Genomic DNA, 26,948 nt, shown 5'->3' with positions numbered 1-26,948 from the left:
ACTCGAAGGAGAATGGCACCGTCAGGGAGCCACAGTCGAGTGATGGATGTCTCTTTCTCGGCGGGTTGCGGAAATCGGCTCGGCGCCCCGCGCGTCGCGACGGTCGAGCCAGTACAGCAGCGGCGTGGTCATGACGGTGGTGACCAGCGCGACGAGCACCAGGATGGTGAACAGCGCCGGGCCGACGATGCCGGCCTCCAGGCCCACGTTGAGCGCGATGAGCTGCATCAGCCCGCGGGCGTTCATCAGCGCGCCGACGCGCAGCGCCACGGCGTTGGACTCGCCGCGTGCCCGGGCCGCGGCCCAGCAGGCGCCGAACTTGCCGGCGATGGCCAGCACCACGCACGCGATCGCGAACAGCAGCACCGCCGGGTCGCCCAGCAGGCCGAACTCGGTGCGCAGACCCGAGTACGTGAAGAACAGCGGCAGGAACACGGTGGCCGCGATCGGGGTGAGCGTCTCGACGACCCGGTCGGTGCGCGCGGTGTGCGGCATGACCACGCCGACCGCGAAGGCGCCGAACACCGCGTACAGGCCGATCCGGTCGGTGTACCAGGCGACGAGGAACAGCAGCACGACCGTGCCCAGCAGCCGGCCCTGATCGCCTGACCGGCCGCTGCCCATGAGCGCCCCGGCGGCGCGCCGCCCGCCGATCCACAGCACCAGTCCGAAGAGGACGGCACCGCCACCGGTGATGATCACCGGGCCGGGCCGGCCGGAGGCGAAGGCCAGCACGACGGCGAGCATGATCCAGGCGGCCATGTCGTCCAGGGCGCCACTGGCCAGCGAGAGCGAGCCGTGCCGGGTGCGCTGCAGGCCGCGCTCGGTGATGATCCGGGCGAGCATCGGGAACGCGGTGATGGCCAGCGCCACGCCGACGAAGGCGGCGGTGACGCCCACCGACGTGCCCGCCTTGCGCACCGGGGCGAGGCCGTCGGCGGCCCACACCAGCAGCGCGCCGAGCACGAGCGGCGCGCTGACCCCGGCCAGCGACACCGCACCGGCGGTTCCCGCGATCCGGTCGATGCGGTGCCCGGTGAACGCGTACCCGGCCTGGAACATGTACAGCACCAGGCCGACCTGGCCCACGACGTACAGCAGCGGCAGCAGCGGTGCCGGGAATAGCGCGTGCTGCACGCCGGGGAGGAGCAGCCCCAGCAGCGATGGGCCGAGCAGGACCCCGGCGAGCATCTCGCTGACCACGGCCGGCTGCCCCGCCTTGCCCAGCAGCCAGGCGACGGCCTTGCAGAAGACCAGGATCACGACGACGGCGATGAAGAAGGCGGGCGCCAGCTGCGGCGGGGTCACGGTCGAACCTCCTCGAAGTACGTGGTGCACAGCCGCTGGCGGCGGGCGTCGAGGACCATCCACGTGCCGAACGCGAGCTGTGCCAGGGAGCGCCCCACCCCGGCCCACCGGTCCCGCAACCCGTGGCCGACGAGCCGAACCCGGCCGGGTGCCCGGGCGCCGACCGGCGTGAGGTATGCGGGCCCCCGGCTCGGCAGCGAGCGGGTGTGGGCCGCGGCCGACGCGAGCGTGTACCGCCGCAGCACCTCCCGGGTGGCCGCGCGCAGCATGACGGGGGCGACACCGCGGGCGGGACAGGCGCGGTTGGCCACGACCCCGTACGGGATGTAGTGCGCCTCCCGCCGCTTGACGGTGAGCCAGCGGTCCGGGTCGAACGCGTCGTCGGCGGCCGGCCCGGTGCGCTGGTACGCGAGGTAGTTGAACAGCAGCACGGAGCCGGCGGGCAGGGTGACCCGCTCGTCGACCACGATCGGGGCCGAGGTGATCCGGTGGGCGATGCCGAACAGCGGGTGCACGCGCAGGGTCTCGTCGATGGCCCGGTCCAGCGCGGCGTCGTCGTCGGGGTCCGGCGCCCGGTCCGGGTGCCCGGCGATGCCGAGCAGCACGTGCGCCATCGCCTCGGACATCTGCACGACGGCGGTGTTGAAGAACGCGCCCTGCAGGTACCAGGCCGTCTCCTGGGCGGTGAACTCCGCCGGCAGCACCACCGGGCAGGTGCCGTCCTCGATGCGGCCGAGCAGGTAGCGGGTGAGCCGGTCGCGGCGGTCCAGGTGCCGCAGCGAGGTGCCCTTGAGCGCGCTCACCACGTCGTTGGCGTTGGCCACGATGAGTTCGCGCGCCGCGGCCGGGCAGGGCTCGCCGAAGACCAGTTCGTAGTACACCTCGGCCCAGACCGGCAGCATGAGGTCGCGCAGCCGCACGTGGGCGGTGCGGCCGGGCGGCAGCGCGTCGAGGCGGCGCCGGGTGGCCGCGGTGGCCAACTCGTCCGAGCGGGCGTGCGGCACGGCGAGAACCTGGCGGGTGGTGCGGGCGACCAGCCGGTACCGCTCCCCCGGCTCCAGATGCTCCTGGTGCATCTGCGGCCCCGGTGCCAGCCAGTACCAGAACAGGTCGGAGAGCCCGGCGCCGCGGCTGCGCCCGTCGGCGGCCGGGTCGGCGTAGACGCGCTCGAAGTGCTCGGCACCGACCAGCGGGCCGGGCACCGGGATGCCCTCGACCCCGTTGACCCGGGCGAAGATCCATTCCCGGAGCCGGACCACGGCGGCGGGCAGCCAGCCCGGCACGGTCCACACCGCGACCGCACCGGCCGCCAGCAGCACGACGAACCAGATCATCGGGTCACCACCAGATCGGCCGTGACCTCGGCCGGGCACCGGGCGCCGGCCAGGGCCAGGGCCCGGTCGAGGTCCTCGCGGAGCAGGTCGAGCACCCGCCGCACCCCGTCCGCCCCGCCGGCCGCGAGCCCCCACAGCACCGGCCGTCCAACGAGGACGGCGTCGGCACCGAGCGCGAGCGCGGCCAGCACGTCGGTGCCGCGCCGGACCCCGCCGTCAACCAGCACCGGCAGCCGACCGCCGACCGCCTTCGCGACCGCGGGCAGCGCGTCGGCGGTCGCGATCGCGCCGTCGAGCTGGCGGCCGCCGTGGTTGGACACCAGCAGCCCGGAGACGCCGTGCTCGACCGCGAGGTCCGCGTCGGCCGGGTGCAGCACCCCCTTGAGCAGGATCGGCAGCCCGGTGATGCCGCGCAGCCAGTCGACGCCGTCCCAGCCGAGGTCCGCGTCCATCGCGATGGCGCGCACCACGCCGCCGGCGTCGCGCATGTTCTCGCAGGCCAGCCCGGCAGGCAGGTCATGGAAGCCGTGGCGGTGGTCGCGCTCGCGGCGGCCGAAGACCGGCGAGTCGACGGTCACCACCAGGGCCCGGCAGCCGGCCGCCTCGGCCCGGCGCACCACCGCCGCGGTGAACTCGCGGTCCGGCTGCGGGTAGAGCTGGAACCACAGTGGACCGCCGGCCGCCGCGATCGCCTCCACGGGCGTGGTCGCGGCCATGCTGACGACCAGGACGGCGCCGGCCGCGGCGGCGCCGCGGGCCGTGGCGAGTTCGCCGTCGGGGTGGGCGAGGCGGTGGAACGCGGTCGGCGCGACGAGGATCGGCGCGGCCAGTTCGGTGCCGAACAGGGTGGTGCGCAGGTCCCGCGGCCCGGTGGCGCGCAGCACCCGCGGGACGAGCCTGACGCGCCCGAACGCCTCCTCGTTGGCGCGCACCGTCCGTTCGTCGCCGGCGCCGCCCGCGAAGAAGTCCCAGTGCGCGGGGTCGAGCCGCTCCCGGGCCCGGGCCCGCAGGTCAGCGAACATCGAGGCAGCGCCCGACGAAGTCGGCGAGGGGCCGGACGTGCACCTCGGGCCGGTCCCACTGGTTCTCCAGGTTCTCCGCCAGGTGGTGGACCGCCGCGACCGCGCCGCCGCGGTGGAACCGCACGACCGGGTGCAGGTAGGCGGCGTCGTGCGCCTGGCCGACCGCGTCCTGCGCGATGCGGCCCACGCTGATGTCGAACGGGTCGACCTTGTCGTGGTCGGGGCCGTACTCGAGGGTGACCACGAACGCCCGGTCCGGCTCGTGACCGTCGGCCGCCAGGCCCGCCCGGGCGAAGTAGTCGACCGGCACCTCCTCGTGGTAGCGGGCGTCCGCCCCGGCGACGGTGACCACGTCGGCCAGGAAGCCGAACTGCTGCCACAGCGCCGACGTACGGTTCACCCGGGCGATGACGGCGCCGGTGATGGACTCGGCGGTGGCGTCGAGCTTCGCCGCCGGCCACGGCTCGTCATGGTGGCGGCGCTCCAGGACCCGGTGCAGGGCGCGGACGGCGTACCGGAAGCCGTGGATGAACCCGCTGGTCGACCGCTTGAAGTCGCGGACCTGCGAGATGGTGCCGGCGAAGTACAGACCGGGCACGTTGGTCGACTCCCACTCGTCGGTCTGGGCCGGGAACCGGTCCGCGATGACGAGGTCGGGCCGGCAGGTCTCGTCGAAGATCGAGGCGTCGAAGCGGAAGCCGGTGCACGCCAGCACCCGGTCGTAGCGCAGCCGCTTCACCACCTCGTCGGCACGGGAGAAGCTGAACGTCACCGTGAAGCCCGCGCCGTCGCGCTCGATGCGGCGCACGGTGCCGTCGAGGATCGCGTTGGCGGACTTGAGCTGGTACGTGTCGAGGAAGTTGTTGTTGACCGCGCGCAGGTGCCCGACGAAGTGCGTACGCCAGGCCATGTGCACCGAACTGGGGCCGGCAACGTGGATGACGGTGGTGGTCTCCATCAGCGCGTCGGCGGTCTCGAAGGCGGAGTTGCCCTTGCCGATGATGAGCACCCGCTGGTCGAGAAAGTCCCTCGGGTCGACGGGCATGTCGGCGTAGTTCTCGGCGAGCTCGAAGCCCTCGATGGCCGGCTCGTAGGGGCGCGGGACGCCGGTCGCGACGACGACCCGGCGGGCGGTGAAGGTCTCGCCGGCGGTGGTACGCACGGTGAAGCCGCCCCCGTCGCGGCTGACCCGCTCGACCCGCGCGTGGTAGCGGACCTTGACCCGGGTGCGCTCGGCGAAGTCGCCCAGGTAGCGCAGCATGAGGTCGGCCGGCGGGAAGTACCGCTCGGTGTAGCGGGTGAACAGCAGCTCCGGGTCGTCGCTGAGCAGCGAGTTCCAGTCCAGCCGCAGGTTCAGTTCCGGGTCCTGACCGCCGGTGTGCGGCTTGTTGATGGAAATCAGCTGCCGGTGCCGCGGGAAGCGGGCGAAGAACGCCCCCGGCCGGTCCGCCGCCTCCAGGACCAGGTAGTCGCGGCGGCCCTCGGCCTCCAGCAGGGCCGCCAGTTGCAGCCCGGCCGGGCCGGCCCCGATGATCAGGTAGTCGAGCGTCACGACGGTCACCTTTCGAGTTCCTCGACGGCGTCGGCGGCGCGCCGCACGTCGTCCTCCAACGGCCGGTCCGGGTCGATCGGGGGCACCGCCGCGACCAGGGCGTCGAGCACCTCGGCGCAGCCGGGCGCGGTCGGGGTGCGGGCGCCGACGTACGCCGCCTGCCGCAGCCCCACCGCCAGGGACCCGACGATCAGGCGCAGCAGCCGTGCCTGGTCCAGTGCCCGCAGCGCGGCCTGGGTGCCGAGCGGTACGACGTCCTGGTTGTGCAGGTTCGTCGGCAGACTCTGCATGCTGGCCGGCATGGCGTCCCGGCGGATCTCGGCGATCAGCGCGGTCGAGGCGAGCTGCACGCCCTGCAGGCCGTGCTGCTGACCGGGGCCAGCGGCGAGCATCGGCGGCAGGCCGGTGTTGCGGGCCGGGTCCACGAGCAGGTCGAGCTGGCGCTCGGCCAGGTTGCCGACCTGGGCGACGACCATCGACAGCACGTCGGCGGCGAACGCGGCCGGCTGGCCGAAGAAGTTGCCGCCGTGCACGACGGCGTCGTCGCCGGGGAAGAACAGCGGATTGTCGCTGACCCCGGCGAGGTCGGCGGCGACGACACCGTCGACGTAGCGCAGCGCGTCCTCGGCCGCGCCGAGCAGTTGCGGGGCGCACCGCAGGCTGTAGGGCTCCTGCAGCGGGCGCTTCCCGGACGGGGTCAGCCCCACGGCGGTCGCGCGCATGGCGGCGCCGACGGCGATCGCGCCCGGGTGGGCGTACACGGCGATCAGCCGCTCGTCGAGGAACTGCGGATCGCTGCCGAGCAGGTCGGCGAGCAGGCAGGTGAGCCGCTGCACGGCCCGGTGCGCGGCGCGGGTCCGGGCCAGGGCCAGGGCGGTCGCGGCGGTGGTCAGCGAGGTGCCGTTGACCAGTGCCAGGGCGTCCCGGCCGTCCAGCGGCAGCGGTTCCAGCCCGGCCGCGCGCAGCGCCTCGGCCGCCGGAAGCCGCTCCCCGTCGACGTAGGCGTGGCCGCGGCCACGCAGCGCCTGGGCGGCGGCGCCGAGCGGGATCAGGTCGCCGCTGGCGCCGACCGAGCCGAGCCGGGGCATCGCCGGGACGAACGTGCTGGCCAGCATCGCCGCCAGCGCCTCGATCACGTGCGGGGACACCCCGGACGCGCCGCGCGCCAGCGACCAGGCCCGCACCAGCATGGTGGCCCGCCCGACGTGCGGGTCGATGTCGGGCCCGTGCCCGGCACCGAGGTGGGCGAGGGTGTTGTCGGCCTGGTCGCGCAGGTCGGCCCGGCCCGCGTAGCCGACGAGGGCGCCGAAGCCGGTGGTGCTGCCGTACACCGCCCGGTCGTCACCGAGCACTTTGGACAGGAAGATGCGCGCCGCCGCGACCCGGTCGCGGACCCGGTCGCCGACCATGACCCGGATCGGGTCGCGGGCGGCGATCAGGTCCGCGATCCGCAGTGGCGCCGAAAGGTCGACCTCTGCCGTCATGGCACGCGACGCTAGAGACCGATTCTCAGAGGGTTCTGAAATCGGCTCGTTACGTTGCGCCGCATGACGCTGGACTACCTCATCATCGGGGCCGGGCCGGCCGGGCTGCAGCTGGCGGCCCTGCTGGAGGCCGACGGCCGCCGCGACTACCTGGTGCTCGAGGCAGCGGACCGGCCGGGGGCGTTCTTCACTCGCTACCCGCGGCACCGGCAGCTAATCTCGATCAACAAGATCTGGACCGGCTCCGAGGATCCGGAGTTCAACCTGCGGGCGGACTGGAACTCGCTGCTGAGCGACGACCCGGAACTGCTCTTCAAGCACTACAGCCGGCGATACTTCCCGGCGGCCGACGACTTCGTGCGGTACCTGGCCGACTTCGCGGCCCGGACCGGCGCCCGGGTCCGCTACGACACCAGGGTCACCCGCGTGGCCCGCGACGGTGACGGCTTCACCGTTGCGGCCGGCGGGCAGACGTTCGCCGCCCGGCGGGTGGTGGTGGCCACCGGCGTCTCCCAGCTCTACGTGCCGCCGATCGAGGGCGTGGAGCTGGCGGAGCGGTACGACACCGTGAGCGTCGACCCGGAGGACTTCACCAACCAGCGGGTGCTCATCATCGGCAAGGGCAACTCCGGCTTCGAGACCGCCGACGCGCTGGTGGCCACGGCCGCGGTCATCCACGTCGCCGGCCCGGACTCGATCCGGCTGGCCTGGCAGACGCACTACGTCGGGCACCTGCGCGCCGTCAACAACAACTTCCTCGACACGTACCAGCTCAAGAGCCAGAACGCGGTGCTGGACGGCACGATCGAGCGCATCGAGCGCCGCGACGGCGGCGGCTACCGGATCGACTTCCGCTACGCGCGCACCGTGGAGAAGCTGCGGCAACTGGAGTACGACCGGGTCATCCTGGCCACCGGGTTCCGCTTCGACGCCTCGATCTTCGACGCCTCGGCCCGGCCGCGGCTGGTCATCAACGACCGCTTCCCGGAGCAGACGGCCGCGTACGAGTCGGTGAACGTGCCCGGGCTGTACTTCGCCGGCACCCTCACCCAGCAGCGCGACTTCCGGAAGGCGACCAGCGGCTTCATCCACGGCTTCCGCTACGGGGTACGCGCCCTGCACCGCATCCTCGGCGCCCGCCACCACGACACGCCGTGGCCGGCCGCCCCGGTCGAGGCGACCCCCGACGCGATCGCGGACGCGATCATCGCCCGGATCAACCGCACCTCCGCGCTCTGGCAGCAGTTCGCGGTCCTCGGTGACGTGGTCACCGTGGACGGCGACACCGCCTCGTACCTGACGGAGGTGCCGGTCGCCTACCTGCGCGACGGCGGGCTGGGCACCGTGCCGCTGGCGCTCGTCACGACCCTGGAGTACGGCCCCGACCACGACACCGTCGACCCGTTCGACATCAGGGTGCCCCGCATCGCGGAGAACGACGCCTCGGCCGCGCACGACGCGAGCTACCTGCACCCCATCGTGCGGGTGTACCGCGGCGGCGAGGTCGTCGCCGAGCACCACCTCGCCGAGAACCTCGAGAACCACTGGGACCTGCCCGCGGTACACCAGCAGCCGCTGGCGCTGTTCCTCAAGGGCGTCCTGGCCGATGCCGGCTGAGACCTGGCCGCAGCCGGTCCTCGACCTGCTCGCCACCGGCGACGACCGGCCGGTGTTCGAGGACGGCGACCGGGTCGTCACGGCGACCGGGATGGCCGCGATGATCCGGCGGATCGGCGCCGGGCTGCGCGCCGCCGGGATCGGACCCGGCCGCGGCGTGGCGCTCGACCTGGGCGTCACGGCGGAGGCGTTCGCCGCGACCATCGCCGCGTTCGCCGCCGGCGCCCGCGTCTCCGGCCTGCGGCCCGGGCTGCCGCCGGCCCAGCGCGACCGGCTGCTGCGGCGCCTGGACGCGGTGCTGGTCGACGACGCCCGGCTCGCCGGCCTCGCGGCCTTCCCCGACGACGGCGCGCCCCTCGTCGCCGCCGGGCGGCCGGGCGACGTCGCCCGGATCATCTGGACCAGCGGCAGCACCGGCGAGCCGAAGGGGTGCGCGCAGACGTACGCGGCGATGAGCGCGGCCTGGGCGCCGTACCCGGACCGCTGGCCGCCCGCGGTCGCGGAACTGGCCGGGCGGCTGCGGCGTCACCTCGTGTTCGGGTCGCTGGCGAGCCAGGTGATGCTGGAGTACGGCATCCTGGCCCTCGCCGCCGGGGGCACCCTCGTCGCCGCCCGGCCGCCCGGCTTCCCCGGCATGATCGAGCGGCACCGCGCGACCGCCAGCGTCATCACCGTCGGCAAGCTGCATCACCTCGTCCGCGAGCAGCGGGCGAACCCGGCCGACCTGAGCAGCCTGCGGGCGCTGATGGTGTCGGGTTCCCCGCTGGCGCCGGCCCGGCTCGCCGAGGCGCTGGAGGTGCTCGGACCCGTGGTCTTCCACGGGTACGGCCAGACCGAGACCGGCATGATCGCCATGGTCACCCCGGGCGAGATGCTGGCCGACCCGGCCGTGCTCGCCTCGGTCGGGCGCCCCCCGGCGGTGCACGACCTGTCGATCCGCGACGGGGAACTGTACGTCCGCACGCCCGCCCAGGCCAGCGCCTACTGGGGGGACCCGGACGAGACGGCGGACGTGTTCCGCGACGGTTGGGTCCGCACCCGCGACCTCGCCCGCTTCGACGAGCGCGGGTACCTGCACCTCGACGGGCGGGTCCGCGACGTGGTCATCGTCGACGCCAACCTGGTCTACGCCGGCCCGATCGAGCGCGTTCTGGGCGCCGACCCGGCGGTCGCCGAGGCGTACGTGATCGGCCGCCCTGACGATGACACCGGCGAGGCCGTGCACGCGTTCGTGGTGCCGGCGACGGGGCGTGCGCCGGACATTCCGCAGCTGCGCGCGGTGGTGGCCGCCGCGCTGGGCGACGCCTCGGTGCCGAAGGTCATCCGGGTCATCGCCGGTGTGCCGTTAGCGCCGAGCGGGAAGCCGGACAAGGGCGCCCTTTCCTGAGCGCCTGAACCGGCGCAGAAGATCTGCCTCGCCCGGGCGGTCGACTGTGCTTTCTTGCGGCCCGAAAGGAATTGTGCGACGCTCTGTCCGGCGCGCGCCAAGCACCAATGGTGAACGGTCCACATTGACGGAAATCCCGGCGGGGAGTATGCCGCGATGGCGATACGGTGCCTGGCCCGGCAAGCGAGATCATCGCGGGCCTTGTCCCGCCCGGCCGGCGGTTCCGCCTTCTGCGGCCGTGCTGAGTTCCGCGGTTGCGCCGAGTTGTTCGTCGATCGTTGGGGGGTCCAACAGTGACACCGTCCCGCGCGCCACGGGGACTGCTGATGGTCGGTCTGGGCAGTCAGGGACGGCCGTACCTCGTTGCGGGCCGCCGGCTGGGTCTGCCCGTGACGGTGGTCGACCGCGCCCAGGCGCTCGCCTCACCGGAAACACAGCGGTTGCTGGGTCCGGACGTACGGACGGTCCCGCTGGCGGACACCACCCTGGTGACGTCGGACTGGTACGCGGCGGCCCGCGAGGCCGTCGGAGACCAGCCGCCCGAGGGGATCGTCGCCTTCAGCGAGGAGCACGTCGTCGCGGCAGCCATGATCGCGGATGAGTTCCGCCGCCCCGGGCCGGGCCTGCGGGCGGCGTTGACATCCCGGGACAAGACGCTGCAACGGGCGATCTTCGAGCGGCACGGTATCGCCCAGCCGCGGTGGCACCACGTGCACGACCTCGACGAGGGCGCCCGGTGGCTGTCCGCCTTCGGCCGGGCGGTGACCAAGCCGACCGACCGTGGCGGCAGCGAGGGCGTGCGGTTGGTGGCCAGCCTCGAAGAGCTACGGACGTGGTACGGCACCGAGCAACCCGAGACGTTTCTGCTGGAGGAGTACGTCGCGGGGCCGGAGTATTCGGTCGAGCTGCTGGTGCGGGCCGGAGCACCGGTCTTCGTCAATGTGACCGGCAAGCGGACGACGGGTCCGCCGCATTTCGTGGAGGTCGGCCACGTCGCGCCGGCCCGGCTCGCCGAGGGCGACGAGGCGCGGATGCGGTCGGCAGCCGTAGCGGTCGTCGACGCGTTGGGCATGGGTAGTGGCATCGCGCACGTCGAGCTGCGGCAGACCGACGCCGGGCCGGTCGTCATGGAGGTGGCGGTGCGCACTCCCGGCGACTACATCATGGAGATGGTCGGTGCGGCCTGGGGTGTCGACCTGTTCGAGCAGGTGATCCGGGTGGCCTGCGGGCGGAGCGTCGAGCAGCCCGCCAGGCCGGCGGCCGCGGCCGAGGTCGTCTTTCCCGACGCCGACGAGATCGCCGGATCCCGGATCGCCGACCCGCACCAGCCGTGGGCCTCCGGCGTTCTCCTCTCGACCGTGACCACCGCGTCGGAGGCGACCGGGTGGACCGACAGCCTGTCGCGCGGCGGCGCCCTGGTGCACGTGGCGGCCGACCACGAGGCTCTGGTCGATAACCGCCGGCGTTTGTTTCCGGCGCCGTCGGATGAGTTCGACGCCACGCTGGCGGGGGAAGTTCCCGCATGAGGCCATGGGTCATCGGGGAGCCGGGGCATGTCCGTCCGTTTTGAACTCGGCGCCGTCGCGCGAACCGAATGGGACGCGCTGACCGGTCCCAACTTTTACTCCAGCGCGAACTGGCTCGATTTCTGTGCCGTCGAACACGGGGCGGCGGTCGACGCGGTGGTCGCCGCCGGCGACGGCACGGCGGCCGAGGTCGCGATTCCGCTGTTCCGCGGGGCCGACCTGGCCGGTTCGCCGTACGACTGGAACGCCCAACTGGCCAGCAGGAACCTGCCGACGCTCCCGGCCGGCGGCCTTCTTGCCGGCCCGCGCGAGGGCTACCAGACGCACCTGCTGCGGGCCACTCCACGGCCGGCACCCGGGGCGGTCACCAATCTGCTCACCGACCTTCGGGCCCGGGCGGGCCAAGCGCCCTGCGTGGCGATGTTCCTGAACACCGAGGATGTTCGGCTGTTCCACGCGGCCGGCGTACCGGCGCCCGCCGTGCTGCTGGAATGCGACGCCTGGCTGCCGGTCCCCGCCGGCGGGTTCGACACCTGGTTCGCCGCGCTCAGCCAGAAACGGCGGGGTTCCGTCCGGAAGGAGATGGCCGCGTTCACCGCGGCGGGCTACCGGATCCACCACCTGCCGCTGCGGGAATGCAGCACGCTCATCGCGCCGCTTGCGGTACGCACGGAAGCCAAATACGGCTACGAGGCGGAGACGGCGGAGGATCTGGCCTCGTTTCGTAACCACGAACACTGTCTCGGCGACGCCGCGATGGTCGCCCTGTGCACGCTGGACGACAGCCCGGTCGGCTTCTGCCTGTACTACGTGTGGGGGGACACGGTCTTCCTGCGCTGGGCCGGCTTCGACTACTCACGCCTGCGCAACGCCTATGAGTACTTCAACCTGTTGTATTACGAGCAGCTTCGCTGGGCGGCCGAGCGGAACATCCGGTGGATACACGCCGGGATCAAGGCCATGAAGGCCAAGGTGCTGCGCGGCGCCATCATTCGCCCGCTCTGGCTGCTTGACCTCACGGCGACCAGTCCGCTGCGCGGCGCGGCGCAGGCGGTGCACGATCACAATGCGGCGTTCCTCGACAAACTACTGGCGGACAGCGCGCTCGCCAGCGGCATCGCTGACCGCGAGGAATGGGCATAGCCGGCCCCTGAACGCGGAGCGGTTCTCGGCTCAGTTCGGGTCACCGTCCACCTCGGCCGCCGGGATGTCGGCGTGGCGCACCGCGCTGAACCAGAACAGCGTGGACAGCACAAACAGTGGTACCGCGCCCAGCGCGATCGCCGCGCGAATACCGACCAGATTCCCGAGCACGCCGGCCAGCAGCGCGCCGATCGGAACCACGCCGTAAAGGATCAGGCGAAAGGTCGCCTGGATCCTGCCCAGCAGCCCGGCCGGGGCCAGCGCGAGACGCACGCTCAACGAGTGCACGTGGAAGATGCCCAGCCCGAACCCGTGCACCACGAAGCCGACGATCAGCACGACGACCGTGAGCACCGGCGCCGCCGGGGCGAACGGAATCATCACCAGCCCGGCGGCGCTGACCACCATCGAAGCGACGATGCACCGGCCGATACCGATCACCGCCGCCGCCCGGCTGGCCGTCAACGCGCCGATCAGGGCCCCGACGCTGGCCGTGGTGAGGATGACGCCGAGTTCACCCGCCCCGAGCGAAAGCTCGCGAATACCGAACAGCAGATACAGCGTGAGCACGATCCGCTCGAACAGGTTGAAGACCGCGCCCTGGACAACCAGCAGCCGCAGCACCCGGTGACCGAGGATGGCCCGCAACCCGTCCGCGATTTCGGCGCGTACCGGTCGGCGCCTGCGCTGCGGACTCTCGACCGTCTCAGGTTTGCGGATGCCGAGGAAGGCCAGGGCGGCGAGCAGGCAGGTTCCGGCGTTGGCAACGAGCGCCACGGGAGCGGTCACCACCTGCACGAGCACGCCGCCCACACCCGGCCCGCCGATTTCGGCGATCGAGTACGCCCCCTCGAGTTTCGCGTTCGCCTCGACCAGCTGCCCGCGAGACACCACGGACGACAGGTAGACCAGGTACGCCACGTCCGACACCGCCGTCAGCAGCCCGACCGAGAAGGTCACCAGGTACAGCAGGCCCAGCGAGAGCAGACCGGTCGCGTAGCTCACCGGAATCAGCAGGAGCAGCAGGAACCGAGCCAGGTTGGTCGCGATGAGCACCGGCCGGCGCCGGTGCCGGTCCAGCCACACCCCGGCAAACAGCGTGATCAGGACGACCGGTGCGTACTGGAGCGCGGTCAGCAGGGCGACCTCGGTCGCCCCGGCGTGCAGCACACTGATCGCCGTCAGCGGCACCGCCACCAGCGAAATCTGCGCCCCGGTCTGGGAAATCGTCTCCCCCGACCAGAGCAGGAGGAACGGGCGATGCCGCCACAGACTGCGCTGCCGCGGCCGTACGGCGGATTGCTGGCTCGTCATGCTGCTCCGGGTCGAACGATGTCGCCATCCAGGTGGCGGTGATGCTCCGCCGCGATGTCCCGCGGCCCGGTCGGACCGAACGCGTCGGCCTGCGCGACAGGACCGTTCAGTACTTGCTCTCCCGCTGGTCCGCCGGCCGCAGCCGCAGGCCGTGCGTGCCGCCGTCCACGGCAAGCACCGTCCCCACCGAGGCACCCGACAACGGGCTCGCCAGGTAGGCGATCGCGTAGGCCACCTCGTCGGCCATCACCAGCCGGCCCATCGGCTGGCGCGCGTTGAGCGCGGCCCGTTCGGCCGCCGGATCCGCCGTCCGGTCGAGCAGCCGGTCCACCCACGGGGTGTCCGCCGTCCCGGGGGCGACGCAGTTGACCCGGATGCCCTCGCGGAGGTGGTCCGCCGCCATGGCCAGCGTCAGCGCGTACACCGCGCCCTTGCTGGCCGAGTACAGCACCCGCTTCTCCAGCCCGGCCCACGCGACGATCGAGCAGGTGTTGACGATCGCCGCGGCGGGTGAGCGCCGCAGGTGCGGTACCGCGTGCCGGGCCACCCTGACCATCCCGACCACGTTGACGTCCAGGACCCGCAGCCACTCCTCGTCGGAGTTCCCGGTGACGTCCCCGACCGCGCCGATCCCGGCGTTGTTCACCACCACGTCCAGCCGGCCGAACCGCTCGACCACGGCGTCCACAGCGGACTTCACCTGGGCGTCGTCGGTGACGTCGACCTCGATGCCCAGGATGTCGTCGGGGAGCCCGTCCGGCTTGAGATCGAACGCGGCAACCTTGGCTCCCCTGCCGAGCAGCATTTTCGCCGTCGCCAGGCCGATTCCCGACGCACCGCCGGTAACGATCGCGACCAGTCCTGCGAAGTCACTCACGAGTTCTCTCCTGTCTACTGAGGAGCATCAGGAAACGTGCGGTGGTGCGGAACTCACGCGACGGGCTCGGTGCGCACCTGGATCGTCGCGGCCAGCCGCCTGCCGTGGGCGATCGCCTCGGCGGCGGTGGCGCCGCGGGCGATGACGTGACCGACCTTGTCCTCGTTCCAGGTCAGCGGCGGTACCACGGCGCCCGGTTCCACCGCCACCTGGAGGTCGACGAAGGCCGGGTCGGCGCGCACGGCGTCGACACCGGTCACCGCCACGACCCGTCCGGGCTCCGGCGTGAGGAACCGGATGGCCGCTCCGGCGCGAGGTTCGGGCGATGCGGCCAGTGGCTCCACCACGCCGAACCCGGCGGCCAGCGCGTAGCGCTCCATGTCGACGCCGTAGGCGATCTCGGCCAGGTCGTTGATCCGGTCGCCGCCGACCCGGTTGTGCGACTCGATGATCCGCGGGCCGCGCGAGGTCAGCTTGACCTCGGTGTGCCCCGGGCCGTTGCGCAGCCCGACCGCGTCGAGGAAGTCCGTCACCAACCGGGTGACCTCGCGCAGCGTCTCGGGCGGGCAGCCGCTGGGCTGCGAGTGTCCGATCTCGACGAAGCCGGGACCGCCGCACTCCTTGTCGGTCACCGCGACGACCACGTGCCGGCCGTCGAAGGTCAGGGTCTCCACGCTGATCTCGGGGCCGTCCAGGAACTCCTCCATGAGGAACTCGTGGAAGGATTCGGCGGAGGTCAGGTCCCGGACGTCGAACTGCCCGTCCAGCGATCGGAACCGTTCGGCGACGGCGTCCACGTCGGCCCGGTCGTGGATGCGGAACACCCCCAGGCTGCCCGATTCACGGATCGGCTTGACGATGATCGGGAGCCCGTTCTGCTTGACGAACTCCCGGACGTCCTGCCCGGAACGGCCCACCGCGGAGGCCACCGGGCTGATGCCCCGCGCGGCCAGGTGCCGGCGCATGCGCCACTTGTCCAGCAGCAGTTCCACGGTGGCGACCGACTCGCCGGCGAGGCCGAGCGCCTCGTTGATCCGCGCCGCGGGCAGCAGCCCGAGCTCGAACAGCGACACGGCCGTCTGGAACGGGTACCCCTCGTGCAGCGCCCGGGCCAGCGGCAGGAGCCGGTCGAGGTCGCCGTAGTCGAGCAGCAGCGCCTGATCGACATGGGGCCAGTGGCCGCGGTCGTACTCGTCCGGGAACTGGGCGAGGACCACGTCCAGACCGAGGTCCCGGGCCTTGCGCACATGCTGGAGCTTGCCGCCGATGACCAGGACGCGTGGCCGTCCGGTGGCGACCGCCGGGGACCGTTGGCCGGTGGGTGCGACATCGTCGGACAACGTGGTTCCCTCTCTCACGTTTCCTCCCGGCGGCTCGCCGGGAATGGCGTCACGGCTGGGGCGGATCACTTCCGGCACCTCCGCGCGATGCGCCGCACGGAGATTCACGGGGACTCACGGGACTCGCGGGGGCTCAGCGGCCTCACGTCCGTCTACATGCGATCGATGCGGTCGGACTTCGGCGCGGGATCACCGACGACGACAGTACCACGACGACCCCGCCGGGACGGCGGACGCCGCGGCGTGCGTCATCTGAGCACCTCGGCGATCGCGTCGATGCCGCGGTCGAGTTCCGCGCGGGTGATCACCAGCGGCGGCGCCACCCGCAGGTTCCCCGCGTACTCCTTGCACAGCACACCCCGCTCGGCCAGTTCCTCGGACACCTGGCGGCCGGCCAGGCGGCCCTCGGCGACCTGCACGCTGGCCCACAGGCCGCGGCCGCGGACCTCGGCGACGCCCTCCAGCTCGCCGAGCCGGGAGTGCGCGTACGCGCCGAGTTCGCGGGACCGTTCCTGGAACTCCCCGGTTGCCAGCAACCGCACCACCGCGCGGCCGATCGCGCAGGCCAGCGGGTTGCCGCCGAAGGTCGAGCCGTGCTCGCCGGGCTTGAGCACCCCGATGACGTCGGCCCGGCCGACCACCGCGGACACCGGCATGATTCCGCCGCCCAGTGCCTTACCCAGGGCGTACAGGTCCGCGCGGACACCCTCGTGGTCCAGCGCCAGCGTCGCGCCGGTACGGGCCAGCCCGGACTGGACCTCGTCGGCGACGAACAGCGTGTCGGTGTCGTCGCAGAGCTGGCGGACCTCGGCGAGGTACCCCTTCGGCGGAACGACCACACCCGCCTCGCCCTGGATCGGCTCCAGCAGGACCGCCGCCGAGTTCCCGGTGACCGCCGAGCGCAGCGCGTCGATGTCGCCGTACGGCACCACCCGGAAGCCCGGGGTGAACGGGCCGAACTCGTTGCGGGCCTCCGGATCGGTGGAGAAGGAGATGATGGTCGTGGTGCGGCCGTGGAAGTTCGCGCCCGCGACGATGATCTCGGCGGCGCCGTCCGGCACGCCCTTGACCTGGTAGGCCCACTTCCTGGCGATCTTCACGGCCGACTCGACCGCCTCGGCGCCGGAGTTGGCGGGCAGCACCATCTCGGTGCCGGTCAGCTCGGCCAGTTCGCGGCAGAACAGTCCGAACTGATCGTGGTGGAACGCCCGGCCGGTCAGCGTCAGCCGGTCGAGCTGCGCCTTGGCCGCGGCGATGAGATCGGGGTGCCGATGGCCGAAGTTGAGCGCGGAGTACCCGGCGAGAAAGTCGAGATAGCGCCGACCGTCCACATCGGTCATCCAGGCGCCGTCCCCGTGGGTGAGCACCACGGGCAACGGGTGGTAGTTGTGCGCGCTCCAGCGCTCGTCGAGGGCGATGTAGTCACGGGTGGAGGCGACGTCCGCAGTCATATCGACAGGTTAAACTCTGTCGGCGCCCGAACGGAATGTTCTCCCGGTCCGGCGAGGATGCTCGCGGCGGTCGACTGCGGCCCGATACATCTGCCGCGGTTGCGCCGCAATGGAGCAGTCGCTTAACGGACAGGTCCGTGTTGGGCCGGCGGGCCGAGCGGCCGAACCGCCGTCAGCAACGAGCGCATGTCGTCGGTCGTCAGTTCTACTGTGGAGTGGGTGAGGGCGGCGGTGACTCGCCCGGGCCGGCCTGGTCAGGCAACCTCCCGACCGCGTCCTCGGGATCACCGGCCCGCCGGTCGGGGCGCTGGCCGCGCCGACGAGGCCAGCCGCGTCCCCCCGCCGCCAGCGCGCTTATTGATCAAATAACAATGATGGTGATCGCTTTACTGGGATTATCCGTGCTGTTAGTCTTGCAGCGTCGACCTGATCAACAGAGGGCTTTTCCGCCGAACATCACGGCGGGTGAAGGCTGATCAAGGGGCGTGATGGTGTGGAGGAAGCGGCCGATGGCGATGAGCCCGAGGGTCGGCAGTCCACCGAGGACGTCGACCTTGCGGAAAAAGCGGTCGCGCTGACGGGGCGGAAGCGGTCGGGCAACGACGACTATCCGCGCGCAAACGCCAAACCCGACAGGACGGTCCACGGATTGCCCGACCCGCGCAAGACGCTGGCCAGATACGTTTTGGCGAAATCGGCGGCCCGGGCCGGCGGCCGGCCCACGGAGTTCGGGCCGGCGCTCGGCGGGCCGGCCGGCACGGGCGCGGTCAACGGCGTCGGTGCCGCCCTGACCAGGGCGTTGATGCCGCTGGCCGCGCGAGTCGGCGGGCGGACCAGCCTCGCGACCCGCACCGGAGGCGACAACGTGAATAACATCACTGTCGAACGGTCCGAGCGTCGCCGCCCGCCCAGCGGGGCTTCCGGCCATGCCTCATCGAGTCCAACTGTCATGATCGTTCACCGATCCGACCCGGACCATTTCCGGCCCGCATCCGACCCGCGGAGTCGGCGAGGGGACCGCGGCCGTACGCGCCCCCGGCGCGAAATATCCTTGGCCGCAAGAGAGCCCGCCCGCGGGCGCGATGAACTACCGCGGAACATATGTGAAATCCAGCCGCGAGTGGCCCGGGCGGGGCCCCGGGCCGGGTAAACAAAAGGCGTAGTCGCGGGGCAGGCGGTAAACGCAATGCGCCCCGTGGATGAACGTGTCGCGGACGCGCCCGGTATCGGCGCGCCCGTAGCCATGCGACGCGGCAGACCGGGTGCGGCGGACCGGTTGCGCCGTCCGGTCAACCAGTGGTCCTACGACGGAGGTCACGTGTCAACGACACGAGCGCACCCGGGTGATGGCCGGATCGCCGTGCTCGCCAGCAGGGTCGGCGCGGACGAGAAACGGCTGTTCGACGCACTCGACCGGCGAGGTGTTCCCTTCGACCACGTCGACGCGCGCGGCCAGTGGTTCCTGGCCGGGCAGCGCGACCTGGCCTGGAGTCTCGTGCTGAACCGGGAGATCGGCCAGGTCCGCGCGGCGTACGCGGCCCGCTGCCTCGCCGCGGCGGGGGTCGAGGTGGTCAACAGCGCGGACGCGACCGAGGTGTGCGGGGACAAGTGGCGCACCACGATGGCGTTGCGGGCCGCCGGGTTGCCGATACCGCGCACCGCGCTCGGCCTGACCCCGAAGGCTGCGCTGGCCGCGCTGGACTCCATCGGCTATCCGGCGCTGATCAAACCGCTGGTCGGTTCCTGGGGCCGGCTGGTGGCCCGGCTGCCCGACCGGGCCAGTGCGGAAAGCCTGTTCGAGTACGTCGCCGCGCTGCCCGGCCCGCAGTCGCACCTCGGGTACGTGCAGGAGCTGATCGACAAGCCCGGCCGGGACATCAGGGCGATCGTGGTCGGCGGTGACCTGCTGGGTGCCGTCTACCGGACCGGCGAGTTGTGGCGCACCAACGTGGCGCTCGGCGCGCAGACCCGGCCGTGTGATGGGACACCGGAGATCACCAAGCTGTCGATCGACGCGGCCGCCGCCGTCGGCGCCGACATCGCCGGCGTCGACCTGATCGAGGACCGCGACGGCCGGCTGCTGGTGTTGGAGGTCAACCACCGGGTCGAGTTCACCGGCTTTCAGTCCGCGCTCGCCGGCCGGGTCGATGTCGCGGACCGCATCGTCGAACACCTGCTGGAACGAGCACACCGATGACCCGGGCCTTCACGTCGGCCGGCGAGGTCACCGAAGCCTACGCCACCGGGCTGCTGCGCGGGATGCTGGCGATCCCCTCTCCGTCCTATCAGGAACGTGCACTGGCCGACTTCCTGGCCGAAGCGATGGCGGACCTGGGTTTCCGGGCGCGCATCGACGCGGTGGGCAACGTCATCGGCGTACTCGAACGCGGCGACGGCCCGACGCTGATGCTGCTGGGGCACCTGGATACCGTCCCGGGCCAGCTCCCGGTCCGAGCCGAGGACGGCAGGCTCTACGGCCGGGGCGCGGTGGACGCGAAGGGACCGCTCGCAGCGATGATCTGCGCCGCGGCCAGCGCGGTGGACTTCCCCGGCCGAATCGTGGTGATCGGCGTCGTGGAGGAGGAGACCCCGCGCTCCCGTGGGGCGATGGCGATCCGGGCCACCCACGACCGGCCGGACGCGCTGATCGTCGGCGAACCGAGCGGCTGGTCGAGTGTGGTGCTCGGTTACAAGGGCAAGCTCGACCTGCGCTACACCGTCGAGTGTCCCGCCACCCACCCGAGCAACCCGGCGCCGAAGGCGTCCGAACTGGCCGTCGCCTGCTGGACCGCGCTGGTCGACCTGCTCGGGCCGGACGCGGGCCACGACGCGTTCGCCCGGCCGGGCGCGACGCTCTGCCAGCTCAACGCCGATCTGACCGCGGCGACGGCGGAGCTCAGCGTCCGCACCCCGCCGGGATTCGACGTCGACGCGCTGGTGCGCGGGCTGCGTGACCGCCTGCCGGTCGGCACCCTCGAGGTGGTGAACTCGGTGGCGGCCTGCCGGGTGGACCGGGCCAACCCGGCGGTCCGCGCGCTGGTGTCCGGTATCCGGCGGCAGCACGCCCAGCCCCGGCTGGTGGTGAAGACGGCCACCTCGGACATGAACACCCTCGCCGAGGTCTGGGACATTCCGATGGCGACCTACGGCCCGGGCGACAGCAGGCTCGATCACGCCGACACCGAGCACATCGTGCTGTCGGACTACCTGCGCGGCATCGACGTGCTGTCGAACGCCATCGCGGAGCTGGCGCACCTGCCCGTCCGAACGGACGACCGGGTGAACGGTGCGCAGCTTCCCGAAGGGAGCCTCCGGTGACCACCATGACCCAGCGCCTCGCCGCGCTGCCCGCGCAGCGCCGTGCGCAGTTCCTCGCGCGGCTGAGGGCCCTGACGGAGGGCGCGGTCCGGCAGGGCCCGACGCCGCGCGGGAACACCGGTCCGGCACCGCTGTCGCACGCGCAGGAGACCCTGTGGTTCCTCGGCCGCTTGGCGCCGGGGAGTCCGACCGGCAACGCGCCGCTGTGCATCCGGCTACAGGGCGACCTGGACGTGACCGCGTTGCGTTCGGCGCTGGCGGCGGTCGTGGCCAGGCACGAGGCGCTGCGGACCGCGATCGTGGAACGCGACGGCGGCCCGATGCAGGTGGTCACCCCCGGCGTCCCGGTCGAGCTGCCGCTGATCGAGGCCGCGGGTGACGACCACGAACAGCGGCTCGCCGCCGCGCGGGCGCTCGTCGAGGAGCGGATCGGGGCACCGTTCGACCCGGCCCGGACGCCGCTGTGGCGCGCGGTGTTGATCAGGGTGGCGCCGGACGATCACCTGTTCCTGTTCGCCGCGCACCACATCGTGGTCGACGGCGGGTCGCTCGGCGTGCTGAGCGGCGAACTGGCCGAGGTCTACCGGTCGCTGCGCGACGGCGACGACCCGCGGCTGCCCGACCTTCCGGTGCAGTACCCGGACTACGCGGTGTGGCAACGCGACCGGCTCGACGACGGCGAGCTGGACCGGCTGACCACGTACTGGCGGGACAGGCTGGCGGGCGCCGAGGTGCTGGAGTTCCCGACCGACCGGCCGCGGGGCGACACGCTGACGTTCGCCGGTGACGCCCGCGGTTTCCGCGTCGGGCACGAGGGCCTGGAGCGGGCGAGGGACCTGGCCCGAGCGGAGGACGCGACCCCGTTCGACGTTCTGGTCGCCGCCTTCTTCGCCCTGCTGCACCGCTACTGCGGGCTGGACGACCTGGTGATCGGCTCGCCGGACGCGAACCGGCGGCACACCGCCGTATCCCCGGTGATCGGATCCTTCGTCACCATGACGGTGTTGCGCGCGGACGTCTCCGGCAACCCGACCTTCCGCGAGGTGGTCCGGCGGGTCAAACGCGTCGTTCTGGCGGCGCGCGCACACGGTGACCTGCCGTTCACCAGGCTGGTCGACGCCGTGAACCCGACCAGCGACCCGGCCCGCTCACCGATCTTCCAGATCGTGTTCGCCGCGGGGAAGGCGGATCCCACCGCCGCCGGTCTGCCCGGCCTCGTGACCTCGCGGGAGGCTGTCCGGGTCGCCACCTCCCGGTTCGACATGAGCTGGAACCTGGTGGAGCCAACGGTTCCCGGCGCCGACGCGCTCCTGCGCATCGAGTTCAACGCCGACCTGTTCGACGGCGATAGCATCGCCAGGTTCGCCCGGCACTACGACGAACTGCTGCGCACCCTGACCGCCACCCCGGACGCCTCGCTGTCCACAGCGGACATGCTGAGCCCGGCGGAGAGGGAGTTCCTCACGGCGGTCAGTAGCGGCCCGGTGCGGCCGGTGCGCGAAACCACCGTCGTGGAACAGTTCGAGGCGCGCGTCGCGGAGACGCCGGACGGCGTGGCGGTGGTCGTCGAGGGCGTCGCGACCAGCTACGCCGATCTCAACGCCCGCGCGAACCGGCTCGCGGCCCTGCTGAGCGAGCGCGGCGCCGTGCCGGGTACGACGATCGGCCTTTGCCTGCGCCGGAATGTGGACCTGCCGGCGGCGGTGCTCGCGGTGCTCAAGACCGGCGCGGCCTACGTGCCGCTCGACCCGACCCATCCCCCCGGTCGGGTGGCGGACATCGCCGCCGACGCGGGGGTGGCCGCGGTGATCACGCACGTCGATGTCGCCCGGGCCGTGAGCGCCGTCGCCGCGCCCGTCGTGGCGCTGGACGAGGTCCGCGCGGACCTGGCGGCGATGCCCGCCCAGAACCCCCCGCTCGCCCCGAAACCCGGCGACGTCGCCTACGTCATCTACACCTCCGGCAGCACCGGCAGGCCGAAGGGGGTGCTGCTCGAACATCGCGGCGTGGTCAACTTCATCGATTCCACCCGGGACCTGTTCGACCTGACCCCGGCCGACCGGGTGCTCGGGTTCGCGTCGATGACCTTCGACGTCTCGGTGTTCGAGACGTTTTCCGCGTTGCTGACCGGGGCACGCCTGTGCCTGGCGACCGACGACGAACGGCTGTCCATCGACCGGCTCCAGTCGCTGATGGAACGGGCCGGCGTCACCGTCATCGACCTGCCGCCGACCGTGATGCCGTTGCTGGCACCGGAGAAGTTCACCGATCTGCGGATCGCGTTCGTCGGCGGCGAGGCGTTCAGCGGCGAACTGGTCAACCGGTGGAATCCGGGCCGGCGGCTGTTCAACGGCTACGGGCCGACCGAGTGCACGGTGACGATGATCGTCGAGGAGTGCCCGGGCACCTGGGACGCCTCGCCCCCGATCGGCCGGCCCATGGCCAACCACGTCGCGCACGTGCTGGACCGCGACCTGCGCCAGGTGCCGATCGGGGTGCCGGGCGAACTGGTAATCGGCGGCGCCGGGCTGGCCCGGGGCTACCTCGACCGGGCCGAGCTGACCGCGGAGAAGTTCGTCACCGACCCGTTGGGCACCGCGCCGGGCGGCCGGTTGTACCGGACCGGGGACCTGGTGAAGCGGCTGCCGGACGGGCGGCTGGTCTTCCTCGGCCGGATCGACCAGCAGGTCAAGATCCGTGGCCTGCGGATCGAACTGGGCGAGGTGGAGTCGGCGTTGGCCGGTGTCGCCGGGATCGGCCCGGTCAGCGTGCGGCCGTGGACCGACGACGCCGGCGCCAAGCACCTCGTCGGCTACCTGACGGGTGTGCTCAAGCAGCAGGTGCCGGCGGTGCGCGAGCACCTCGGCACGGTCCTGCCCTCGTACATGGTCCCGTCGTACTTCGTCGTCCTCGACGAGCTTCCGCTCACCAGTAGCGGCAAGGTCGACTGGCGCAGGCTGCCCGCGCCGCGGCCGAACCCGGCCGGCGACGGGTCGGGCGACCAGCCGCGCACCGCGACCGAACGGGTGCTGCTGGGCGAGGTGCTCAGCCCGCTGCTGCGCACCGACCGGCTCGGCGTGCACGACGACTTCTTCCAGGCCGGCGGCAACAGTCTGCAGGCCGCCCAGCTGATGTCGGCGATCAGCCGCCGGTTCGAGGTGGAGATCGCGCTCGCCGACTTCTTCGTCTCCCCCACCGCCGCGCACCTGGCCACCATCATCGACACCGTCCGCGCCGGGCGAGGGCGCGACGACGACCTGCTCGACGCGCTGGCGAACCTGTCCGACGCCGCGGTGGAGCGCCGTTCGGCCGTCGCGCCGGATGGCGGTCGGGCACCGGTGCTGATGCGCGCACCCGACCCGGCGCGCGTGTTCCTGGTGCACCCGTCCGGCGGCGAGCTGTTCTGCTACGTCCCGCTGGTCAGGGCGCTGCCCGAGGGCATCGGGGTGGCCGGGTTCGCCGCCGATCCACGGGATGCCGACGTGCCTCCCCGAGACGCGATGACGGCGGCGGCCACCAGGATCGCGCGGGCGCTGAAGGCGACCGGCCTACCGGAGTCGTCCTGCCTGGCCGGCTGGTCCTACGGGGGCGTCCTCGCCTTCGAGGTCGCCCGGCAGCTGGAGCGGGATCTCGGGGAACGGCCGCCGGTGCTGCTGCTGGACGCCTTCTACGACGAGGACGCCGCCCCGCTGGACGAGCCGACGGTGCGGCGGCGGTTCGTGCACGACGTGGCCAGGCTGGCCGGCCGGGACGGCCCGGCCGTGCGCGCGGTGCTGGACGATCCGGCCGCCGGACTGGCCGACATCAGGACGACGCTGGCATCGCTCGAGGTCGAGCTGGAGCTGAGCGACGACGAGCTGACCGGCCGCTACGCCGTCTTCCGGGCCTGCGCGCTGGCGTTGCGGTCGTATCGCCCGCCGGGCCCGTACGGCGGACCGGTCACGCTGCTGGCGGCCACGCCCCACGCCACCGCGCGGGAGCAGTGGCGGGCGGTGTGCACGGGCCGGTTCCAGAGCACCGGCCTGCCCGGCGACCACTACACGCTGTTCACGGAACCGGCGTTGAGCCGGATCGTCGCCGAGATCGAGCGGACGCTCGCCCCCTGAGGAGACGCGCACATGCGGTTCGGATTCACCGAGGAACAACAACGCTTCCGCGCGGACGTGCGGCGGGCGCTGCGCTCCGCCGAGGTGCGTGCGGCGGTCGCGGACGCCACCCCCGCCCACGGCGTCGAGCCGGACATGGGGTCGCTGTACCGGCTGCTCGGCGGGCTCGGGCTGCTCGCCGTGCACTGGCCCGCCGAATTCGGCGGAGCGGACCGTCCGCTCACCGATGCCGCGATCGTCGCCGAGGAACTGGTGCACGCGGGTGTGCCGGACACGTTGCACGTGAACACCATCCAGATCGTCGGCCAGTTCCTGCTGATGGCGGGCAGCACCGCGCAGAAGCGGCGGTACCTGCCCGCGATGGCCCGCGGCGCGAGTTTCGCGTCGGTGCTCTACACCGAACCGGACGCGGCATCGGATCTCGGCGCACTGCGGGCCGTGGCCGAGCCGGACGGCGACGGCTACCGGATCACCGGCACGAAGGTGTTCAGCCTCAAGACCCGATTCGTCGACATTGGACTGTGTGCGGCCCGTACGACGCCGGGGGCCGGGAAATACCAGGGGATCAGCCTGTTCCTGGTCGACATGGGCGCCCCCGGTGTGACGGTGTCGCTGATACCCGGGGTCAGCGACGAGCAGTTCCACCGGGTCGACCTCGACGCGGTGCCGGTGTCCGGCGACGACCTGCTCGGACCGCGCGACCAGGGGTGGCCGCTGCTCAACCAGGCGCTGGCCATCGAACGCACCGGCCTCGACTACTACCTCAAGGCGGAACGCTGGCTGGGGTCCGCGCTGGAGGCGCTGATCGACCGCGAGCCGGCCTCCTCGCACGACGCCCACCTGGAGCGGATCGGCCGCTGGGACGGCGCGCTCGCGGCCGACCACGCCCTGGCCTGGGAGGTGCTCACCGGACTCGCGGCCGACCGGGTCGACCCGGTCGCGGCCGCGGTCGCCAAGTACCACAGCAGCGAACTCGCCCGGAGCATCGCGGCGTGGGCCGCTGACATCCCCGGCCCCGAGCAGCGGGCGAACCGCACCCGGGCGGCCGTGATCCTGGACTCCGCCTACCGGGAGGCGCCGGGGCTCACGCTGTCGGCGGGCACCTCCGAGGTGATGCTGCAGATCGTGGCCGCCGCGTTCGACTCCATCGGACAGGAGAAGCGCTGACGTGGACCCGACCCCCGATCCGCTGATCGTCCAGGTGCGCAGGGCGGTGCGCGCCGCCCTCGCCGGCGTCCCCGTACGGTCCGAAGTGCACGGTGCGCCGGTGGCCGACGGAGCGTCCGGCCCCGCCCGGGCCGTGCTCGACCACCTGGGCACGGCCGACTTCGAGCGACCCGTCGCCGCCGGCGGCCTCGACCTCGGCCTGACCGCCGGCGTGCTCGTCAGCGAGGAACTGGGCCGGGCGGCATGCGGAAACCCGTACCGGGCCGACGCGATGGCGGCCGACGTGGGTTGCCCGCCCGGCGCGGCACTGGCCGGATTCGAGGCGCTGCCGGTCGGCACCGGGGTCACCGCGACACCCGGGGCGGGTGGCTGGGAGCTGACGGGCACGGTCACGGTCGACGACCCCGGAGCCGGGCCGATTCTGGTGGCCACCAGGACGGGCGACGGTCCGGTACTCGTCGCGGTGCCACGCGGCGCGCCCGGCGGCAGCGTGGAGACCCGGTGCTGGCCGCCGGTCGTCCGGTTCGCGGCGACGCCGGTCGCTGGCGCGGCCGTGGTCGGGGCGCTGGACGACTCGCTCACCGGCCCGCTGGCCCGAGCGCGGCTCCGGCAGGCCGCCTACCTGTTGGGCATCGCCGACGGCGCGCACCAGATCGCGGTGCGCTATGCCGGTGTCCGGCGGCAGTTCGACACCAGGCTGCGTGATCTGCCCGCGGTGGCCTTCCCGTTGGCGCGGGCCGTGGTGGCGTTGCGAGCGACCAGGGCGGCCGTGTATCGGGGGGCCTGGCTGGTCGACTCCGGGCAGGAGAAGGCCGACACCGCACCGGTGGTGGCGCTGGCGATGGCCGCGGAGACGGCGCGCGATGTGGTGCGGGTGTGCATGCAGAGCTGCGGAGTGCGGGCGATGACGGCGGAACTCGGCCTGCACCGGTACTTCCGGCTGGCCGGGGCCGAGTCCCACCGGTACGGCGAGCCGGCCGCGCTGTGGCGGCTGGCCGGCGC

Annotated in this window: 18 protein-coding genes; 9 read left to right on the top strand and 9 right to left on the bottom strand. The window is 72.6% G+C overall.

The window, feature by feature from the left end:
- Positions 1–21: 21 nt before the first annotated feature.
- From KJS59_RS08970 to KJS59_RS08950, 5 genes are read right to left on the bottom strand one after another with little or no spacing between them, the layout of a single operon-like run.
- Positions 22–1,308 carry a cation:proton antiporter gene (locus tag KJS59_RS08970; protein ID WP_213451972.1) on the bottom strand — a complete coding sequence of 429 codons (1,287 nt, stop codon included), beginning with the start codon at positions 1,306–1,308 and terminating at the stop codon, positions 22–24.
- Positions 1,305–2,642 (bottom strand): cytochrome P450, encoded by a 1,338-nt coding sequence (locus KJS59_RS08965; RefSeq protein ID WP_213451970.1) that lies wholly within the window; start codon positions 2,640–2,642, stop codon positions 1,305–1,307. The genes KJS59_RS08970 and KJS59_RS08965 overlap by 4 nt, the downstream gene beginning before the upstream one ends.
- Positions 2,639–3,664: an alpha-hydroxy acid oxidase gene (locus KJS59_RS08960; RefSeq protein ID WP_213451968.1), complete on the bottom strand. Its 1,026-nt coding sequence runs from the start codon at positions 3,662–3,664 to the stop codon at positions 2,639–2,641. The genes KJS59_RS08965 and KJS59_RS08960 overlap by 4 nt, the downstream gene beginning before the upstream one ends.
- A complete protein-coding gene (locus tag KJS59_RS08955; RefSeq protein WP_213451966.1) occupies positions 3,654–5,216 on the bottom strand; it encodes an NAD(P)-binding domain-containing protein in 1,563 nt (520 codons plus the stop codon). Before KJS59_RS08955 ends, KJS59_RS08960 begins: the two co-directional genes overlap by 11 nt.
- A 5-nt stretch (positions 5,217–5,221) precedes the next feature.
- Positions 5,222–6,700 carry an HAL/PAL/TAL family ammonia-lyase gene (locus KJS59_RS08950; protein WP_213451964.1) on the bottom strand — a complete coding sequence of 493 codons (1,479 nt, stop codon included), beginning with the start codon at positions 6,698–6,700 and terminating at the stop codon, positions 5,222–5,224.
- 63 nt (positions 6,701–6,763) lie between these two features.
- On the opposite strand from KJS59_RS08950, the gene KJS59_RS08945 reads away from it, so the two are divergent.
- The 4 genes from KJS59_RS08945 to KJS59_RS08930 all read left to right on the top strand — a co-directional run bounded on the left by KJS59_RS08945 (position 6,764) and on the right by KJS59_RS08930 (position 12,373).
- Positions 6,764–8,317, top strand: a complete 1,554-nt coding sequence (locus KJS59_RS08945; RefSeq protein WP_213451962.1) for an NAD(P)-binding domain-containing protein — start codon at positions 6,764–6,766, stop codon at positions 8,315–8,317.
- Positions 8,307–9,704 carry a class I adenylate-forming enzyme family protein gene (locus KJS59_RS08940; RefSeq protein ID WP_213451960.1) on the top strand — a complete coding sequence of 466 codons (1,398 nt, stop codon included), beginning with the start codon at positions 8,307–8,309 and terminating at the stop codon, positions 9,702–9,704. The genes KJS59_RS08945 and KJS59_RS08940 overlap by 11 nt, the downstream gene beginning before the upstream one ends.
- 389 nt (positions 9,705–10,093) lie before the next feature.
- Positions 10,094–11,230, top strand: coding sequence for an ATP-grasp domain-containing protein (locus tag KJS59_RS08935; protein ID WP_213451958.1), 1,137 nt, complete (start codon positions 10,094–10,096; stop codon positions 11,228–11,230).
- 27 nt (positions 11,231–11,257) lie between these two features.
- Positions 11,258–12,373 carry a GNAT family N-acetyltransferase gene (locus KJS59_RS08930; RefSeq protein ID WP_213451956.1) on the top strand — a complete coding sequence of 372 codons (1,116 nt, stop codon included), beginning with the start codon at positions 11,258–11,260 and terminating at the stop codon, positions 12,371–12,373.
- A 30-nt stretch (positions 12,374–12,403) separates the two neighbouring features.
- Here KJS59_RS08930 and KJS59_RS08925 read toward each other — a convergent pair whose 3' ends face one another.
- The 4 genes from KJS59_RS08925 to rocD all read right to left on the bottom strand — a co-directional run bounded on the left by KJS59_RS08925 (position 12,404) and on the right by rocD (position 17,355).
- The gene (locus KJS59_RS08925; RefSeq protein WP_213451954.1) at positions 12,404–13,687 is read right to left on the bottom strand and encodes an MFS transporter; all 1,284 of its coding nucleotides are present in this window, start codon (positions 13,685–13,687) and stop codon (positions 12,404–12,406) included.
- Between the two features lie 106 nt (positions 13,688–13,793).
- Entirely contained in the window at positions 13,794–14,564 is a 771-nt protein-coding gene (locus KJS59_RS08920) for an SDR family NAD(P)-dependent oxidoreductase (protein WP_213451952.1), read from the bottom strand.
- 53 nt (positions 14,565–14,617) lie between these two features.
- Positions 14,618–15,922 carry an ATP-grasp domain-containing protein gene (locus KJS59_RS08915; RefSeq protein WP_213451950.1) on the bottom strand — a complete coding sequence of 435 codons (1,305 nt, stop codon included), beginning with the start codon at positions 15,920–15,922 and terminating at the stop codon, positions 14,618–14,620.
- A gap of 230 nt (positions 15,923–16,152) precedes the next feature.
- Positions 16,153–17,355, bottom strand: a complete 1,203-nt coding sequence (rocD, locus tag KJS59_RS08910) for an ornithine--oxo-acid transaminase (protein WP_213451948.1) — start codon at positions 17,353–17,355, stop codon at positions 16,153–16,155.
- A gap of 1,318 nt (positions 17,356–18,673) precedes the next feature.
- Between rocD and KJS59_RS08905 the strand changes: the two genes are divergently transcribed.
- The 5 genes from KJS59_RS08905 to KJS59_RS08885 all read left to right on the top strand — a co-directional run.
- Entirely contained in the window at positions 18,674–19,552 is an 879-nt protein-coding gene (locus tag KJS59_RS08905) for a RimK family alpha-L-glutamate ligase (protein ID WP_249713991.1), read from the top strand.
- Positions 19,549–20,673, top strand: coding sequence for a M20/M25/M40 family metallo-hydrolase (locus tag KJS59_RS08900; protein ID WP_213451944.1), 1,125 nt, complete (start codon positions 19,549–19,551; stop codon positions 20,671–20,673). The genes KJS59_RS08905 and KJS59_RS08900 overlap by 4 nt, the downstream gene beginning before the upstream one ends.
- 5 nt (positions 20,674–20,678) lie before the next feature.
- Positions 20,679–24,779: a non-ribosomal peptide synthetase gene (locus KJS59_RS08895; protein ID WP_249713999.1), complete on the top strand. Its 4,101-nt coding sequence runs from the start codon at positions 20,679–20,681 to the stop codon at positions 24,777–24,779.
- A 12-nt stretch (positions 24,780–24,791) separates the two neighbouring features.
- Positions 24,792–25,946 carry an acyl-CoA dehydrogenase family protein gene (locus KJS59_RS08890; RefSeq protein WP_213451940.1) on the top strand — a complete coding sequence of 385 codons (1,155 nt, stop codon included), beginning with the start codon at positions 24,792–24,794 and terminating at the stop codon, positions 25,944–25,946.
- A gap of 1 nt (position 25,947) precedes the next feature.
- The coding region (locus KJS59_RS08885; RefSeq protein WP_213451938.1) for an acyl-CoA dehydrogenase family protein at positions 25,948–26,948 on the top strand (1,001 nt) is incomplete at its 3' end.

Source organism: Rhizomonospora bruguierae, from assembly GCF_018397995.1.
GTDB classification, from domain to species: domain Bacteria; phylum Actinomycetota; class Actinomycetes; order Mycobacteriales; family Micromonosporaceae; genus Rhizomonospora; species Rhizomonospora bruguierae.
Note: the sequence above shows the minus strand (reverse complement) of the source record. Positions and strands in the feature narration are given on the sequence as shown.